At 72.8% G+C, this 16,510-nt stretch carries 14 protein-coding genes; 8 read left to right on the forward strand and 6 right to left on the reverse strand.

Annotation, left to right across the window (positions count from 1 at the left end; genetic code table 11):
- Positions 1 to 18 precede the first annotated feature (18 nt).
- The 5 genes from AC3EUJ_RS11560 to AC3EUJ_RS11580 all read right to left on the reverse strand — a co-directional run bounded on the left by AC3EUJ_RS11560 (position 19) and on the right by AC3EUJ_RS11580 (position 4,899).
- Positions 19 to 276, reverse strand: a complete 258-nt coding sequence (locus AC3EUJ_RS11560) for a DUF4190 domain-containing protein (RefSeq protein ID WP_431960994.1) — start codon at positions 274 to 276, stop codon at positions 19 to 21.
- A 3-nt stretch (positions 277 to 279) separates the two neighbouring features.
- Positions 280 to 438 (reverse strand): hypothetical protein, encoded by a 159-nt coding sequence (locus tag AC3EUJ_RS11565; protein WP_431960995.1) that lies wholly within the window; start codon positions 436 to 438, stop codon positions 280 to 282.
- A 142-nt stretch (positions 439 to 580) separates the two neighbouring features.
- Positions 581 to 1,525 (reverse strand): D-2-hydroxyacid dehydrogenase family protein, encoded by a 945-nt coding sequence (locus AC3EUJ_RS11570; protein WP_431960996.1) that lies wholly within the window; start codon positions 1,523 to 1,525, stop codon positions 581 to 583.
- Between the two features lie 156 nt (positions 1,526 to 1,681).
- Complete coding sequence (locus tag AC3EUJ_RS11575) at positions 1,682 to 4,648, reverse strand: SpoIIE family protein phosphatase (RefSeq protein ID WP_431960997.1); 2,967 nt, start codon at positions 4,646 to 4,648, stop codon at positions 1,682 to 1,684.
- Positions 4,645 to 4,899 carry a winged helix-turn-helix domain-containing protein gene (locus AC3EUJ_RS11580; protein ID WP_431960998.1) on the reverse strand — a complete coding sequence of 85 codons (255 nt, stop codon included), beginning with the start codon at positions 4,897 to 4,899 and terminating at the stop codon, positions 4,645 to 4,647. Before AC3EUJ_RS11580 ends, AC3EUJ_RS11575 begins: the two co-directional genes overlap by 4 nt.
- A 286-nt stretch (positions 4,900 to 5,185) precedes the next feature.
- Here AC3EUJ_RS11580 and AC3EUJ_RS11585 point away from each other — a divergent pair, with 286 nt between their 5' ends.
- From AC3EUJ_RS11585 to AC3EUJ_RS11595, 3 genes are all read left to right on the forward strand, one after another.
- Positions 5,186 to 5,548 (forward strand): bifunctional 3-phenylpropionate/cinnamic acid dioxygenase ferredoxin subunit, encoded by a 363-nt coding sequence (locus AC3EUJ_RS11585; RefSeq protein WP_431960999.1) that lies wholly within the window; start codon positions 5,186 to 5,188, stop codon positions 5,546 to 5,548.
- Positions 5,545 to 6,714 carry an NAD(P)/FAD-dependent oxidoreductase gene (locus AC3EUJ_RS11590; protein ID WP_431961000.1) on the forward strand — a complete coding sequence of 390 codons (1,170 nt, stop codon included), beginning with the start codon at positions 5,545 to 5,547 and terminating at the stop codon, positions 6,712 to 6,714. The genes AC3EUJ_RS11585 and AC3EUJ_RS11590 overlap by 4 nt, the downstream gene beginning before the upstream one ends.
- A gap of 81 nt (positions 6,715 to 6,795) precedes the next feature.
- Positions 6,796 to 7,929 (forward strand): aromatic ring-hydroxylating oxygenase subunit alpha, encoded by a 1,134-nt coding sequence (locus tag AC3EUJ_RS11595; RefSeq protein WP_431961001.1) that lies wholly within the window; start codon positions 6,796 to 6,798, stop codon positions 7,927 to 7,929.
- Here the strand turns inward: AC3EUJ_RS11595 and AC3EUJ_RS11600 are convergent.
- Entirely contained in the window at positions 7,917 to 8,714 is a 798-nt protein-coding gene (locus AC3EUJ_RS11600; protein WP_431961002.1) for an IclR family transcriptional regulator, read from the reverse strand. The genes AC3EUJ_RS11595 and AC3EUJ_RS11600 overlap by 13 nt on opposite strands.
- A 224-nt stretch (positions 8,715 to 8,938) precedes the next feature.
- Between AC3EUJ_RS11600 and betA the strand changes: the two genes are divergently transcribed.
- The 5 genes from betA to AC3EUJ_RS11625 all read left to right on the forward strand — a co-directional run bounded on the left by betA (position 8,939) and on the right by AC3EUJ_RS11625 (position 16,339).
- Positions 8,939 to 10,603 (forward strand): choline dehydrogenase, encoded by a 1,665-nt coding sequence (gene betA, locus AC3EUJ_RS11605; protein ID WP_431961003.1) that lies wholly within the window; start codon positions 8,939 to 8,941, stop codon positions 10,601 to 10,603.
- Between the two features lie 140 nt (positions 10,604 to 10,743).
- The gene (locus tag AC3EUJ_RS11610; RefSeq protein WP_431961004.1) at positions 10,744 to 12,213 is read left to right on the forward strand and encodes an aldehyde dehydrogenase family protein; all 1,470 of its coding nucleotides are present in this window, start codon (positions 10,744 to 10,746) and stop codon (positions 12,211 to 12,213) included.
- 20 nt (positions 12,214 to 12,233) lie between these two features.
- Complete coding sequence (locus AC3EUJ_RS11615) at positions 12,234 to 13,340, forward strand: quaternary amine ABC transporter ATP-binding protein (RefSeq protein WP_431961005.1); 1,107 nt, start codon at positions 12,234 to 12,236, stop codon at positions 13,338 to 13,340.
- A complete protein-coding gene (locus AC3EUJ_RS11620; RefSeq protein WP_431961006.1) occupies positions 13,340 to 15,328 on the forward strand; it encodes an ABC transporter permease subunit in 1,989 nt (662 codons plus the stop codon). The genes AC3EUJ_RS11615 and AC3EUJ_RS11620 overlap by 1 nt, the downstream gene beginning before the upstream one ends.
- A gap of 18 nt (positions 15,329 to 15,346) precedes the next feature.
- Positions 15,347 to 16,339, forward strand: a complete 993-nt coding sequence (locus AC3EUJ_RS11625) for an ABC transporter substrate-binding protein (RefSeq protein WP_431961007.1) — start codon at positions 15,347 to 15,349, stop codon at positions 16,337 to 16,339.
- Positions 16,340 to 16,510 lie beyond the last annotated feature (171 nt).

Below are 16,510 nucleotides of genomic sequence, written 5' to 3' on the forward strand. Positions count from 1 at the left end.
CGCGCGGTTCGGCGGCGGTCAGAGCGACCACACGTAGGCGTGGTCGGCCGCGGTCACGACCGCGAGCACCACCAGATCGGCCACCCCGAGCGCGAGCCCCAGTACGGCCCGTCCCCGGCGGGCGGTGCCCTGGAACAGTGCCATCGAGCCCAGCGCCAGGGCGGCGGGGCCGAGGACCACGCTGAAGACCAGCAGGCCCACCAGTCCGAGGACGAACGACGCCGCCGCGACGCCGTCCGAGTGCGCGCGGCGCGGCGCGGCGGGTGTCCCGGGCATCCCTCACCCCTCCCTGCGGCGCGCCACGCGCCGCCGCACCGCGTACAGCGCGAGCCACACGACGATGACGGCGGCGAGGGCGACGCTCACGGGCAGCGGCAGATGCGCGACCGGTCCGAGCAGCAGCCCGAACAGGGCCAGTGCGACCACCAGGAACAGCATGCCGGTCCTTCCCTGTGCTCCGATTCCGGCGTTTAGTGAACAGTTGTACACGGAGCTTCTGCCCACCACCCGGCCCGGAAAACGCGGACCGGCGCCCCGCGGGGAGCCGGGACGCCGGTTCGGCCGGAAAACGCCGCGCCGCTCAGGCCGTGAGCACCCGCAGCGGTGTGCCGTCACGGAAGGCCGTGATGTCCTCGACCGCGTGCCGGTAGAAGACCTCGTACGTCGCCTCCGTGACGTAGCCCAGGTGCGGCGTGAGCAGTGTGCCGGGCAGGGTCCGCAGCACGTCCCCGGCGGGCAGCGGCTCGGTGTCGTACACGTCCAGTGCCGCACCGGCGATCCGGCGCTCGCGCAGCGCGGCGACCAGCGCCGGGGTGTCGACGAGCGGCCCGCGCGAGGTGTTGACCAGCAGCGCCGTGGGCTTCATCCAGCCCAGCTCCTCGGCGCCGACCAGACCGGTGCTGCGCCCGCTGAGCTTGTAGTGCACGGTGACGACGTCGGACCGCGAGAACAGCTCCCGCTTGCCGACCGCCCGTGCGCCGCACGCGGTGGCGTGCTCCGGGTCGAGATTGGCGCTCCAGGCCAGGACGCGCATCCCGAAGGCGGCGCCGATCGCGGCGACCCGCGCGCCCAGCCGGCCCAGCCCCACCACCCCGAGCGTCCGGCCGTGCAGGTCCCCGCCGATCGTGTGCTGCCACTTCCCGTGCCGCATCCCGGCCGTCTCCTCGGGGATGTGCCGGACCAGCGACAGGACGAGCCCCCAGGTCAGTTCGGCCGTGGCGTGCGGGACGCTCTGCGTGCCGCACACCGTCACACCGTGCCGACGGGCGGCGTCCAGGTCGATGGACGCGTTCGCCATCCCGGTGGTCACCAGCAGGCGCAGCGCCGGCAGCGCCGCGAAGCGCTCCTCGGTGAAGGGCGTGCGCTCGCGCATGGCGACCACCACGTCGAAGCCGTCCAGCGCCTCGGCCAGCTCGGCCGTGCCCGCGATGTGATCGTGGAAAAAGACCACCTTCGCTCCCAGCGCGTCCCAGTCGGCGAACCGGTGCGCAGCCTTCTGATAGTCGTCCAGGACGGCGATGCGCATGGTGCGTGCTCCTCGGCTCGATCGGTCGAACGGGTGTGTCCAGGGCCTGTCCCAGTATCTGCTCGGAAGCGGCCGGAACCGAACGAGGGGTGGGCACGGGGAGACACCCGGCAGGCGGCGCCGGCTGCGCCGGTGGCCCCGCTCGGCGCAGCAAAGTCACATCACAGCGCCATCAGAGTCGGCGCTGGGGATCGCCCCAGGCCACGAGCGCTCCGGCATCGCCTGCTCGGTCCAGATGCACTTGCCACCGGGGACGTAGCGGGTGCCCCAGCGCTGGCACAGCGCGGCCACCAGCTGCAGCCCGCGACCGCCCTCGTCGGTGTCGCCGGCGTGCCGGATCCGCGGGGTGCTCAGACTGCCGTCCGACACCTCGCAGACGAGGGTACGGCTGCGGATCAGCCGCAGGTTGATGGGGCCCTTGGCGTGCCGCACCACGTTGCCCACCAGCTCGCTGGCGATCAGCTCGGTCGTGGTGACCAGTTCGTCCAGGCCCCAGGCGTCCAGTCGGCGGCGGACGTGCTCGCGCGCCTCGCCCGCGGCGAGCGGGTCCTCGGGCAGGGACCAGGTGGCGACGTCACCCGGCGCCAGGGCGTGCGTGCGGGCGATGAGCAGGGCCGCGTCGTCCCCGGCGTGCTGCTGGTGCGGGTCGAGGGCCGCGGCCACCTCGTCGCAGAGCCTCCCGAGCCGTTCGGCCTCGCCCCGGCGGCCCTCCGCGGGCCGAGTGGGCGCCGCGGCCCGCGCGCCGGTGAGGGCCTTGGCCAGCCCGGCCATGCCGGTGTCGATGTCCCGGCGGGAGGACTCGACCAGTCCGTCGGTGTAGAGCACCAGCAGACTGCCCTCCGGGATCTCCAGCTCCACGGTCGCGAACGGCGGTGTGGCCGCGCCCAGCGGGGCGTCCGGCGAGTGCCCGGCGAAGTGGACGGTCCCGTCGGGCAGCACCAGCGCGGGCGGCGGGTGCCCGGCCCGGGAGAAGGTGCAAGTGCGGCCGGCCGGGTCGTACACCGCGTACAGGCAGGTCGCGTAGAAGTCGTCCCCCAGGTCGCTGACCAGGTCGTTGAGGTGCGCCAGCAGTTCGTCGGGGGACAGTTCGAGACCGGCGAGCGTGTGCACCGCGGTGCGCAGCCGCCCCATCGTCACGGCCTCGGAGATCCCGTGCCCCATCACGTCGCCGATGACCAGCGCGACCCGGTCGGCGGAGAGCGGGATGACGTCGTACCAGTCCCCGCCGACCGTCGTCCCCTCGACGGCGGGCAGATAGCGCGCCGCGGCGCTGACCGCCGGCAGTTCGGGCAGCAGACGCGGCAGCAGGCCGCGCTGCAGCTCCTGTGCCCGCCCGTGCTCGGCGTCGTACAGCCGGGCCCGCTCCAGGGCCTGGGCGACCAGTCCGCTGAGCGCGGTCAGCAGGGTGCGCTCCTCCTCGCTGAACGGGCGCGGCTCGGAGAAGGAGACGACGCAGGAGCCGACCGCCTTCCCGGAGACGATCAGCGGGAGGAAGGCCCAGGCGTGTTTCTGGGACCACTCCTGGAAGGCGATCCGGTGCGGGTATCTCTCCCGGAACTCCTTCGCGGAGGTGATGTAGCGGGGCACGCGGTCACGGATGGCGTCGGCGCCGGGGCTGTCCTCGGTGAGCCGGGTCCGGCTGAGGCGTTCCATCAGGCCCGGGGGGTAGCCGACGAAGCCGGCCACCCGGAGCAGGTCGCCCTCCAGCGTCTTGATGATCAGCCCGGTGGCGTCGAACAGCGGCAGCACGCGGTCGGCGACCGCGGCGACGACGTCCTTGACGGTGACGGCCTCGGCGAGCGCGGTGGTGAGCCGGCCGATGTGCGCGGCGCGGTCGGCCGCGGCGCGTGCGGCTTCGGCGCGGGCCTCCTCCGCCAGCCGGCGCTCGGTGACGTCGGTGAGGTAGAGGGTCAGGCCGTCGGGCACCGGCATGACACGCAGGTGGTAGCGGCGCTCGCCGCCGTCCCACTCGACGTCCACGCTGACGGTCGCGTCGCCCTCGGCCGCCCGCCTGCAGTGCCTCTCGAGCCCCGAGCCGGGCACCCCGGGCAGGCCCCACAGCACCTCGCCGACCAGCGGCCGCCTCGCCCCGAGCAACCGCTCCGCCTGGGGGTTGGCGAAGGCTATGCGGCCGTCGTCGTCGACCGCCAGGAAACCGTCGCTCATGTGGCGCAGGGCCCGGCCGACGGCGTCCATCGCGACCCGGGTCTCGGTGCTGTCCCACAGCACACCGGCGAGCCGGACGGCCTTGCCGTCCTCGCCGAGCACGCTGCGGCCGCGGGCCTGCACCCAGCGGAAGCTCCCGTCGGGCCGGCGGACCCGGTACTCCCAGGCGAAGCCGCCGGCGGCGCGGGCGGCTTCCTCGGCGTCGGCGATCACCCAGGGAAGGTCCTCGGGGTGGACCAGTTCCACCCAGGTCTCCAGCCGCCCGTCGTACATCTGCGGGGACATCCCGAAGACGGAGCGCGCGGTCTCGTCGAGGTAGGCCTCGCCGGTGCGGACGTTCCACTCCCAGGTGCCGATGCCCACGTCGGAAGGGGTCTCCCGGGGCCGGGAGCCCGAGCCGCCCTCCGCCAGGCGCCAGCGCTCGCGCGACTCGACAGCCGCCGTCCGGCCCAGCCGCTCCGACACCCACGCGGCGATCTCGCCCAGCAGCTCCCACTCGCCGGGTCCCGGTGGCGCGGCGTTCGCGGTCACCACCGAGAGCGCGCCGAGCGAGTCCTCGGGGCCGGGGAGCGGTACGGAGGCGAGTCCGGACCTGCCGGGCAGCGGGCCGGGGGTCGTCTCCGTCGTGGGCAGCCACACCGGTTCGCCGCCGGTCGCCGCGCGCCCGGGCGCGGTGCCGTCCTGCGGGGGGAGGAAGAGCCAGCCCCGGGTGAGGTTCCGGGGCAGGCCACTGCTCGCGGCCAGGCGCAGGGACACTCCGCCCCGGGCCTCCTGCCCGCGCAGGTGGACCAGTCCGCCCAAGCCGTTCAGCGCCGCCACGGCCTGTTGCAACCCCAGTCGCAGCGCCTCGCGCTCGCCCTGTTCGTCGCCCGAGGACCGGAGCAGCCCGAGCCGCTCCGCTCCCGGCTGCTCGAGCGGCGCTTCAGGCTCCTGGGCGGCGGCTTCGTTCGGGATCATGCCCTCTTCTCTTCGGCTCTTCCTCCGAAGGCCAACATAGCGCCGGGCGCGGGCACCGTCAGCGCGAAGCCGTATCGATGGCCTGGGCGGCTCTCAGCAGGTGGCGCGCCCCCTCGCACGGTGCGGATGAGCGACTGGTCGGTGTCGCCGAGCTTGCGGCGCAGGTAGGAGACGCAGGTCCCCACGATCCCGGACTCGCCCTGGAAGCCGCAGCTCCACACGGCGTCGAGGGTCTGGCCCTTGGACGCCACCGGTCCGGGTTCTCCAGCAGGAAGCGGAGCAGCGCGCGAACTCGGTCACCGAGACCTGGACCGGCCCGCCGCGCCGCCACACCTCGTGGGTGTCCGCGTCCGGCTGGACCCAGCCCGCGCGCAGCCCGCGCCCGGCGGGCTCCCGGCGGGCTCCCGGCGGGCGGCGGGTGATCGCCCGTCAGATGGGCGTCCGGGGGTGCGGGGGATGCCTTGACAGGGGTGGGGGGCACCTCCACACTGATGTTGCGTCAACCGCAATCAGTTCCGCCATACGCACCGAGGTGTCATGATGATTCCCGTGTGCCGGCTCGCGGATCTCCCGCGTGGCGAGGCTTTCCGGCTCGAAACCGACCCGCCCGTCGCGGTGTTCCACACCGATGAGGGCGAGCTCTACGCCGTCGACGACACCTGCACCCACCAGGACGCGTCGCTCGCGGACGGCTGGCTGGAGGGGTGCGAGGTCGAGTGCCCGCTGCACGCCTCGAAGTTCGACCTGCGGACGGGCGCGGTGGACGCGCCCCCGGCCAGGCGACCCGTGCGGACGCACGAGGTCGTGGTCGAGGACGGCGTGATCCACGTACGCCTGTCGGTCCCCGGCCCCGGCTCCCCGCCGTGCGCGGCCACCCGGCTCGCCGGGGGAGCCGGGTGAGAGCGGTCCTCGTGGTCGGCGCCTCGCTGGCGGGGCTGTCGGCGGCGCGGGCGCTGCGCGCCCAGGGGTACGACGGTCGGCTGGTGGTCGTGGGGGATGAACCGCACCGGCCCTACGACCGGCCACCGCTGTCCAAGGAGTTCCTCGCCGGACGGGCCGACGAGGCGGCCCTGGGCCTGGAGGCGGACGGCGAGGACCTGGGGGCCGAATGGCTGCTGGGCGCCCGGGCCGTGGCGCTCGACCCGGGCGCACGGGGCGTCAGGCTCGCGGACGGCCGCGCCGTCACCGCCGACGGCGTCGTCATCGCCACCGGGGCCGCGGCCCGTACGCTGCCCGGCGCTGCGGCACGGTCCGGTGTGCACACCCTGCGCACCCTGGACGACGCCCGCGCGCTGCGCGCCGATCTGGCGCGCGGTGGGCGGCTCGTCGTCATCGGCGGCGGCTTCGTCGGGGCCGAGGTCGCCTCGACCGCCTACGCCCTCGGCCTGGACGTCACCGTCGTCGAGGCGGCGCCCACCCCGCTGTCGGGGCCGCTCGGCGAGACCATGGGCGGTGTCGTTTCGGGCCTCCACGGCGACCACGGCGTACGGCTGTTGTGCGGCACGGGGGTGCGGGGGACCGAGGCGGACGGCGCCGGGCGGGTGGCGGCCGTGCTCCTGGCCGACGGCCGCAGGCTGCCCGCGGACACGGTGGTCGTCGGCATCGGGGCGCGCCCCTGCGTGGACTGGCTCGCCGGGTCCGGGATCGGGCTCGGCGACGGTGTCCGCTGCGGGACGGACGGGCGGACGAGCCTGCCGGATGTCGTCGCCGTCGGCGACTGCGCCGCCTGGTACGACCCGGCCGCCGGCACGCACCACCGCGTGGAGCACTGGACGGGCGCCCTGGAGCGTCCGGCCGTCGCCGTCGCCGCGCTGCTGACCGGCGGTGCGGGTGCGCCACGGGCCCCGCGGCCGCCGTACTTCTGGTCCGACCAGTACGGCGTGCGCATCCAGTTCGTGGGCCGTGCCGAGGGGGCCGACACCGTCGCCGTCGAGGAGGGCGCCCCGGAGGAGCGCGACGTCCTCGCGGTCTACCGCAGGGGCGGGGTGCCGGTCGCCGTACTGGGGATGAACCGGCCCCGCTCGTTCACCCGTTGGCGCAAGCGGCTGGCCGCCGCGGCGTCTTGACAGCGCCGGTCCGGCGCCACATCCTGCAGTTGCGCAGTGCACACTCCGTTGCTCATTACACAACATTCGCAAGGAGTGCCCGTGACCCCGACCGGTCTGCCGGACAGCCTGATCGCCACCCTCCCCGGCTCCTACTACACGGACCCCGGGATCTTCGTCCAGGAGCAGGAGCGCATCTTCGAGGCGATGTGGTTCTGTGTGGCGCGCTCCTGCGAACTCGGCAGGCCGGGCGCCTTCAAGGCGGTGGACGTCGGCCGCGAGAGCGTCCTGGTGACCCGGTCCCGGGACCACGCGGTGCGCGCCTTCTACAACGTGTGCCGGCACCGGGGCGCCCGGCTGCTCACCGAGAAGGCCGGCGAGGTCAGGCGGGCTTTCCAATGCCCGTACCACGCCTGGACGTACGACCTGGACGGCAGGCTCGTGGCGGCGCCCAACCTCACCAAGATGCCGGACGTTGGCCGCACCGAGTACGGGCTCGTCCCCGTCCACGTCCGCGAATGGCTGGGCTACGTCTGGGTCTGCCTGGCCGAGGACCCGCCCTCCTTCGAGGAGCAGGTGGTCGGCGAGGTCGTCACCCGCCTGGGGGACGCGGAGTCCCTGGACCGCTACGGCATCCAGGACCTGAGGGTCGGCCGGCGGATCGTCTACGACGTCAGGGCCAACTGGAAGCTCATCGTCGAGAACTTCATGGAGTGCTACCACTGCGCCACGATCCACCCCGAACTGACGGAGGTGCTGCCGGAGTTCGCCGACGGCTACGCCGCGCAGTACTACGTCGGCCACGGCGCCGAGTTCGCCGCGGACGTGCAGGGCTTCACGGTGGACGGCTCGCCGGGACTGGATCGCATACCCGGGGTCTCCGCGGCCCAGGACCGGCGCTACTACGCGATCACCATCAAGCCCCAGGTCTTCGTCAACCTGGTGCCCGACCACGTGATCTTCCACCGCATGTACCCGGTCGCCGCCGACCGCACGGTCGTCGAGTGCGACTGGCTCTACCTGGAGGACGTCGTCACCGCGGGCAAGGACGTCAGCCGCTCGGTGGAGCTCTTCGACCGGGTCAACCGCCAGGACTTCGAGGCCTGCGAGCGCTGCCAGCCCGCGATGGGCTCCCGGCTCTACGCCAAGGGCGGGGTCCTGGTCCCCAGCGAGCACCACATCGCCGGCTTCCACGACTGGGTGCACGAGCGCCTCGGCACGCCTCAGCCCAGGTAACCCATGCGATGGCTGATCTCGGCGGCCCCGGCGACCAGCAGCGGCGCGAGCTCGTGCATGCGCTCCGGCGTGAAGCGGTACGAGGGGCCGGAGGCGCTGACGGCGGCGATGACCTCGCCGTCGTGGGAGCGGACCGGGGCGGCCATCGCGTGCAGTCCGATCTCCAGTTCCTCCAGCGTCCAGGCGTACCCGCGCTCCCTCGCCTCGGCGAGGTTCTTCTCCAGCCTCGTCCGCGAGGTGAGGGTGTGCGGGGTCAGCTTCTCCAGGCCCGCCTCGGTGAGGAGTTCCGCGCGCCGCGCCGCGGGAAGGTGGGCGAGCAGGATCTTGCCGCTGGAGGTCGCGTGCAACGGCGTGAGCCGGCCCACCCAGTCGTGCGCGGTGACCGCCGCCGGTCCGCGCACCTGATACAGGTTGATGGCGAAGTGCTTCTCCATCACGGCGATGTTGACGGTCTCGCCGATCTCCTCGGCGAGCCGCTCGCACACCGGCCGGCCCTGCTGCGTGATGTCGATGCGGCCGGTCACCGCGCCGGCCAGCCGTACGATGCCGAAGCCCAGCCGGTACTTGCCGCGCTCGCCCGCCTGCTCCACCAGTCCGCGCGCCTCCAGCGCGCCGAGCAGCCGGAACGCCGTGGACTTGTGGACCTCGATCTCGGCGGCCACCTCGCTCACGCCCGCCTCGCCGCGCCGCGCCAGGATCTCCAGCACGCTGATGGCCCGGTCGACGGACTGGACTCCGCCCGGCTGCGCACCGCTTGTTTCGGTATCCGCGCTGAGGTTGCTCACAGCGAAACTATACGCGCGGTAAACAACGGCGTGAGGGTCCCGCGGACGGAGCCCGGGGAGAAACAAGACCGAAACCCCGGTGGCAAGTTGCGCGGTTCGCAACCTGGTGCGCATAGCGGCACCGTACTAGCATGCTGCGCCAGTCCACCCGTCGACCGCGCCAACGACACCAGCGAGACAGGTGAGACCGGCGAGACACGCGAGACCAGTGAGACGAGGCTGACATGGCTCCCGTTCAGTACGACTTCGTCATCGTCGGTGGGGGATCCGCCGGCTGCGCCCTCGCGAACCGGCTCTCCGCCGATCCCGGCAACCGCGTCCTGGTGCTGGAGGCCGGCCGTCCGGACTATCCGTGGGACGTGTTCATCCACATGCCGGCGGCGCTCACCTTCCCCATCGGCAGCCGCTTCTACGACTGGGGCTACGAGTCGGAGCCCGAGCCCCACATGGGCGGACGGCGGATCTACCACGCCCGGGGCAAGGTGCTCGGCGGCTCCAGCAGCATCAACGGCATGATCTTCCAGCGCGGCAACCCCATGGACTACGAGCGCTGGGCCCAGGTCCCCGGCATGGAGCAGTGGGACTACGCCCACTGCCTGCCGTACTTCCAGCGCATGGAGAACTGCCTCGCCGCCGATGCCGACGACGAGTTCCGTGGCCACGACGGTCCGCTCGTCCTGGAGCGCGGTCCCGCCTCCAGCCCGCTCTTCCCCGCCTTCCTCAAGGCGGTCCGGGAGGCGGGCCACCCGCTCACCGACGACGTCAACGGCTACCGCCAGGAGGGCTTCGCGCCCTTCGACCGCAACGTCCACCGCGGCCGCCGGCTCTCCGCCGCCCGGGCCTACCTGGACCCCGTGCGCCGGCGTCCCAACCTCACGGTGCGGACCCGGACCCTGGTCACCCGGGTCCTGTTCGAGGGCAAGCGGGCCGTCGGCGTGGAGTACGAACGCCGCGGGGGCGCCCGCGGGCAGGTGCGCGCCCGCGAGGTGGTCCTCTGCGGCGGCGCGATCAACTCGCCCCAGTTGCTGCAGCTGTCGGGCGTCGGCAACGCGGCGGAACTGGCCGCGCTCGGCATCGACGTCGTCCACGACCTGCCCGGCGTCGGCGAGAACCTTCAGGACCACCTGGAGGTCTACGTCCAGTACGCCTGCACGCAGCCGGTCTCCATGCAGCCGTACCTGGCCAAGTGGCGCTACCCGTTCATCGGCCTGCAGTGGCTCTTCCGCAAGGGTCCCGCCGCCACCAACCACTTCGAGGCCGGCGGCTTCGTGCGCGGCAACGAGGACGTGGACTACCCCAACCTGATGTTCCACTTCCTGCCCATTGCGGTGCGCTACGACGGCTCCGCCCCGGCCGGCGGCCACGGCTACCAGGTGCACGTGGGGCCGATGTACTCCGACGCGCGCGGCTCGGTGAAGATCAGGAGCGCCGACCCGCGCGAGAAGCCCGCGCTGCGCTTCAACTACCTCTCCACCGAACAGGACCGCCGCGAGTGGGTCGAGGCGGTACGTGTCGCCCGCGACATCCTCGGCCGGCCCGCGCTCGCCCCCTTCAACGGCGGCGAGATCTCGCCCGGCCCTGGCGTCGAGACCGACCAGGAGATCCTGGCGTGGGTGGCCAAGGAGGGCGAGACCGCCCTCCACCCGTCCTGCACCTGCAGGATGGGCACCGACGAGATGGCCGTGGTAGACCCCGCCGGCCTGCGGGTGCACGGTGTGGACGGGCTCCGCGTGGTCGACGCGTCCGTGATGCCCTACGTGACCAACGGGAACATCTACGCGCCCGTGATGATGATCGCCGAGAAGGCGGCCGATCTGATCCTCGGCCGGGAGCCGCTGCCGCCCTCGAAGGCGCAGTACTACCGGCACCGCGACGCCGCCGCCAACTGACCTCGCCCGGTGCGGCGTTCACCGGATCCAGAGATGCCGTACGCGCCGTGCGACCCCTTGACGGCCGGTGGGCGTTCGGACAGGGTGTTCCATCACAAGCAATTCGATGCGCTATGTGCAACGAAGCGAGGACTCCGCGCGTGGCAGACCTGTATCTGGACGGAGAGTGGCGCGAAGCGGCGGCCGGAGGCCGCCGGGAGATCCGCTGCCCCGCCGACGGAGCCCTGGTCGCGACGGTCTCCGAGGCGACCCGCGCCGACGCGGAGGCCGCGGTCGCCGCGGCCCGCGCCGCCTTCGACCACGGCCCCTGGCCGCGCACCCCGGAACGCGAGCGCGGCGCCCTCCTGCTCCGCACCGCCGCCATCATCGAACGGGACGCCAAGGACTTCGCCCGCGCCGAATCCCTCGACACCGGCAAGCGGCTCGCGGAGAGCGAGTACGACATCGCCGACGTCGTCGCCTGCCTGCGCCACTACGGCGGGATCGCGGGCACCGGTGCCGGACGCGTCGTCGACACCGGCCGCGACGACGCCGTCAGCCGCGTCGAGTACGAGCCGGTCGGCGTCTGCGCCCTGATCACCCCCTGGAACTACCCGCTGCTACAGGCGTCCTGGAAGGTCGCGCCCGCGCTCGTCGCGGGCAACACGGTCGTCCTCAAGCCCAGCGAGCTGACCCCCTCCACCTCCGTGCTGCTGATGCGGGCCCTGGAGGAGGCCGGACTCCCGGCCGGGGCCGCCAACCTCGTCCTCGGCGCGGGGCCGGAGGCCGGCGCCCCGCTCACCGAGCACCCCGGCGTCGACATGGTCTCCTTCACCGGCGGCCTGGAGACCGGCAGACGCGTGATGGCCGCGGCCGCCGCCACGGTCAAGAGGGTCGCCCTCGAACTCGGCGGCAAGAACCCCAACGTGGTCTTCGCCGACGCCGACTTCGAGACGGCCGTGGACTTCGCGCTCACGGCCGTCTTCCTGCACTCCGGGCAGGTCTGCTCCGCCGGGGCCCGGCTGATCGTGCAGGACACGGTGCACGACGCCTTCGTCGGCGAGGTCGTACGGCGCGCCTCGGCGATCCGCCTCGGCGGCCCCTTCGACCCCGCGGCCGAGACCGGCCCGCTGATCTCCGCCGCGCACCGCGACAAGGTCGAGGCGTACGTCGCCGCCGGGATCTCCGAGGGCGCCGTGCTGCGCTGCGGCGGCGCCCGCCCCGCGGACCCGGCACTCCAGGACGGCTTCTACTACCCGCCGACCGTCCTCGACGACTGCGACCAGGGGATGAGCGTCGTCCACGAGGAGTCCTTCGGGCCGGTGCTGACCGTCGAGCGCTTCACCGACGAGGACGACGCCGTACGCATCGCCAACGACACCGAGTACGGCCTCGCCGGCGCCGTCTGGACGCGGGACGCCGGGCGCGCGCAGCGGGTCGCCCGCCGGCTGCGCCACGGCACCGTGTGGATCAACGACTACCACCCCTACGTACCGCAGGCGGAATGGGGCGGCTTCGGGCACTCGGGCGTGGGCCGGGAGCTGGGACCGACCGGCCTGGACGAGTACCGCGAGCCCAAGCACATCTGGCAGAACATCCGACCCAGGCCGCAGCACTGGTTCCGCGGCTGAACGCCGAAGAGAGGCCGACCGTGACCCCAGCACCGACCGATGTGCCGCAGCGGCGCGGCGCGTCCCACGACGAGGCTCAGGACCAGGACCGGGACCGGAACGCGGTCATCTCCGTGCGCGGGCTGTGGAAGGTGTTCGGGCCGAAGGCCGACCGGGTACCGGGGTCGCAGGAACTGTGCGGGCTCGGCCGCCGCGAGCTGATGGAGCGCACCGGCTGCACCGCGGCCGTGCGCGACGTGCACTTCGACGTCGCGCCCGGCGAGGTCTTCGTCGTGATGGGCCTGTCCGGCTCCGGCAAGTCGACGCTGGTGCGCTGCCTGACCCGGCTCGTCGAACCCACCGCGGGCGAGGTCGTCCTGGAGGGCGAGGACATCCGCGCCGCCGACGCCAAACGGCTGCGCGAACTGCGCCGCAACAGGTTCTCGATGGTCTTCCAGCACTTCGGCCTGCTGCCGCACCGCCGGGTCGTCGACAACGTCGCGTACGGTCTGGAGATCCGCGGCATGGGCAGGGCCGAGCGCACGAAGCGGGCCCTGGAGGTCGTCGCACTTGTGGGCCTGGCGGGCTACGAGAACTCCTACCCCGACCAGCTCTCCGGCGGCATGCAGCAACGCGTCGGCCTCGCCCGGGCGCTGGCCGGGGACCCCGGCATCCTCTTCTTCGACGAACCGTTCTCCGCGCTCGACCCACTGATCCGGCGCGACATGCAGAACGAGGTCATCCGGCTGCACCGCGAGGTCGGCAAGACGATGGTCTTCATCACCCACGACCTGTCCGAGGCCCTCAAACTCGGCGACCGCATCCTCATCATGCGCGACGGCAGGACCGTGCAGTGCGGCACGGGCGACGAACTGGTCGGCGCCCCGGCCGACGACTACGTGCGCGACTTCGTCAAGGACGTACCGCGGGCCGACGTGCTGACGCTCCGCTGGATCATGCGCGACCCCCGGCCCGACGACGCCCTCGACGGCCCCGAACTCGGCCCGGGCGTCGTCGTCCGCGAGGCGACCCGGGCCGTGCTCGCCGCCGAGAAGCCGGTCAGGGTCGTCGAGGACGGACGGCTGCTCGGCGTCGTCGGCGACGAGGAGATCCTCGCCGTCGTCGCGGGCGGGGAAGGCGGCGCGTGATGGCGGTCGTCGCCTCGGGGGCGCGGGAACGGCTCGCGCCCGTCCGGCTGCGCCGCCGGGTGGTCGTGGCGGGCATCGTCGTGCTGTGGCTGGTGCTCTTCGCACTCCTGCGCGGCCGGCACACGCTCGCCCTCGCGGCCGCCGACCTGACCTCGCTGCACCGCTGGTTCAACGACGTCAACGACACCATCGGGGCGGACCGCAACAGCAATCCGCTCTTCCTCTACTTCTTCAACGAGATCCGGCTGGTCATCGACACCCTGGTGACCTTCGTCCAGACCCTGATCTCGCAGCCGGCCGACGGCCGCCCGGTGCCGCAGACCGGATGGCTCGGCGTCGTCGCCATCGCCGGCTACGTCTCCTGGGCGATGGGCAACTGGCGCGTGGCGCTGCTGGCCGTGGCGGGCTTCACCTTCCTCGGGCTCCAGGGCCTGTGGCAGGAGAGCATGGACACCCTCGCGCTCACCTTGTCCGCGGTGCTGGTGGCGCTGCTGTTCGGCATCCCGCTGGGCGTGTGGGCCGGGTTGTCGTCGCGGGTGAACCGCGTGGTGACACCGGTGCTCGACTTCATGCAGACGATGCCGGCCTTCGTCTACCTGGCCCCGCTCACCCTCTTCTTCCTCATCGGGCCGGCCTCCGCCACCATCGCCACCCTGATCTACGCTGCGCCGCCCGCCGTCCGCATCACCGCGCACGCGATCCGCTCGGTCCCAGCCACCACCGTGGAGGCGGCGGAGTCGCTCGGTTCCACCAGGGCGCAGACCCTCACCAAGGTGCTGCTGCCGATGTCCCGGCGCACCGTGGTGATGGGCGTCAACCAGACGATCATGGCGGCCCTGTCCATGGTGACCATCGCGGCCCTCATCGACGCCCCCGGCCTCGGCAAGACCGTCGTCCAGGCACTGCAGTCGCTCGACGTCGGCACCGCCTTCAACGCCGGCCTCGCCATCGTCGTCATGGCCATCGTCCTGGACCGGGTCACCACCGCGGCCGCCGCCGGGACGGAGCGGGCGCGGCGCCCGGGCGGCCGGCTGCGGCGGTGGCGCGGGCCGCTGACGGCGGCGGGCGCCGTGGCCGCGGCGGTCGCCGCCTGGCTGTCCCACACCTACGTCTGGGCCGCGGAGTTCCCCGGCGAGGGCGCGGCGGGACTCCGGCTGGCGAGCGCCGCCGACACCGTGACCACCTGGGCACAGGACCATCTGTCCGGGGCCACCAACGGCATCCGCGACGCGCTCACCACCGCCCTCCTCAACCCCTTCCAGACACTGCTCACCGACTCCCCGTGGTGGCTCACCGGCCTCGTGCTCGTGGCTTTGGGCGCGGTCCTCGGCGGACTCGGCGCCGGCGCCACCGCCGCGGTGTGCGTGGGGCTGCTGCTGGGCACCGGCCTGTGGCAGGACGCGATGACCACGCTCGCCTCGACCGTCGTGGCGACGCTGCTGGTGATGCTGCTCGGGATCACGGTGGGCGTGTGGATGGGCCGCAGCGCGCTCGCCGACCGGATCGTCCGGCCCGGCCTGGACGCGGCGCAGGTCATGCCGCCCTTCGTCTACCTCGTGCCCTTCCTCGCGCTGTTCGGCGCGAGCCGCTTCACCGCGATCGTGGCGGCCGTCGTGTACGCCGCGCCCGTGACGATGAAGATCGTCGCCGACGGCGTACGGGGCGTGCCGGAGACGACCGTGGAGGCGGCGACGGCCGCCGGGTCCGGCACCTGGCAGCTCGTCACCAAGGTCCAGCTGCCGATGTCGCGCGGCGCCCTGGTTCTCGCGACCAACCAGGGCCTGATCTACGTGCTGTCGATGGTCGTGGTGGGCGGCCTGGTCGGTGCGGGCGCCCTCGGCTACGACGTCGTGGCCGGCTTCTCACAGGGCGAGCTCTACGGCAAGGGGCTGGCGGCGGGGCTCGCCATCGTCTTGCTCGGCGTGATGTCCGACCGGATCACCCAGGCCGCGGCCGGGCGCACCACCAGGGTGCCCGGCGGGCGCTAGGCAGGAGGCGGAAGACACATGACAACACACCCCCCGACGGCGGACGGCCGGTCCGTGCGATGGCGTGCCGGGGCGGCCGGAGCCGCGGTGCTCGGGCTCGTCCTGACCGGATGCGGCGGTGCCAAGGTCGGCGAGTCGGACGCCGGTTCCGGCAGCTCCTCCGGCAAGTGCGGCACCTTCAACCTGGCGGTCAACCCGTGGGTCGGCTACGAGGCGGACGCGGCGGTCGTGGCGTACGTCGCCGAGGAGAAGCTGGGCTGCACGGTCAGGAAGAAGGACCTCAAGGAGGAGATCGCCTGGCAGGGCTTCGGCACCGGCGAGGTCGACGCGATCCTGGAGAACTGGGGCCACGACGACCTGAAGAAGAAGTACATAGAGCAGCAGAAGACCGCCGTCGAGGCCGGCCCGACCGGCAACAAGGGCGTGATCGGCTGGTACGTGCCGCCGTGGCTGGCGGAGAAGTACCCGGACATCACGAACTGGGAGAACCTCGGCAAGTACGCCGACAAGTTCCGCACCTCGGAGTCCGGCGGCAAGGGCCAGCTCCTGGACGGCGACCCGTCGTACGTCACCAACGACGCCGCCCTGGTGAAGAACCTCAAGCTGGACTTCAAGGTCGTGTACGCGGGCAGTGAGACCGCGCTGATCCAGGCCTTCCGGCAGGCCGAGGCCAAGAAGCAGTGGCTGCTCGGCTACTTCTACGAGCCGCAGTGGTTCCTGTCGGAGGTCCCGCTCGCCAAGGTGGAACTGCCGCCGTACGAGGCCGGCTGCGACGCCGACGCGGAGAAGGTCGCCTGCGACTACCCGGTCTACGACCTGGACAAGATCGTCAGCAAGAAGTTCGCGGGCTCCGGCAGCCCGGCCTACGACCTGGTGAGGAACTTCAACTGGACGAACGAGGACCAGAACCTCGTCGCCAAGTACATCGCCGTGGACAAGATGACCCCCGAAGCCGCCGCCGAGAAGTGGGTGAAGGCGAACCCCGGCAAGGTCGACGCCTGGGTCAAGTAGCCCCGCAGCGTTTCGCACCCCACCACCCCATCGCGTCGTTCCCGTGCCCGGCGGGCTGTTCCGACAGCCCGCCGGGCACCGTCGTTCCCGGGCGTCGCCCTGCCGTCGCGCAGGCCCCGAGGGGGCCTGCGGCCGCCCTTCTCCCGCCCCTGGCGGGCCTCTTGACACCCT

It is taken from the genome of Actinacidiphila sp. bgisy160 (assembly GCF_057707815.1).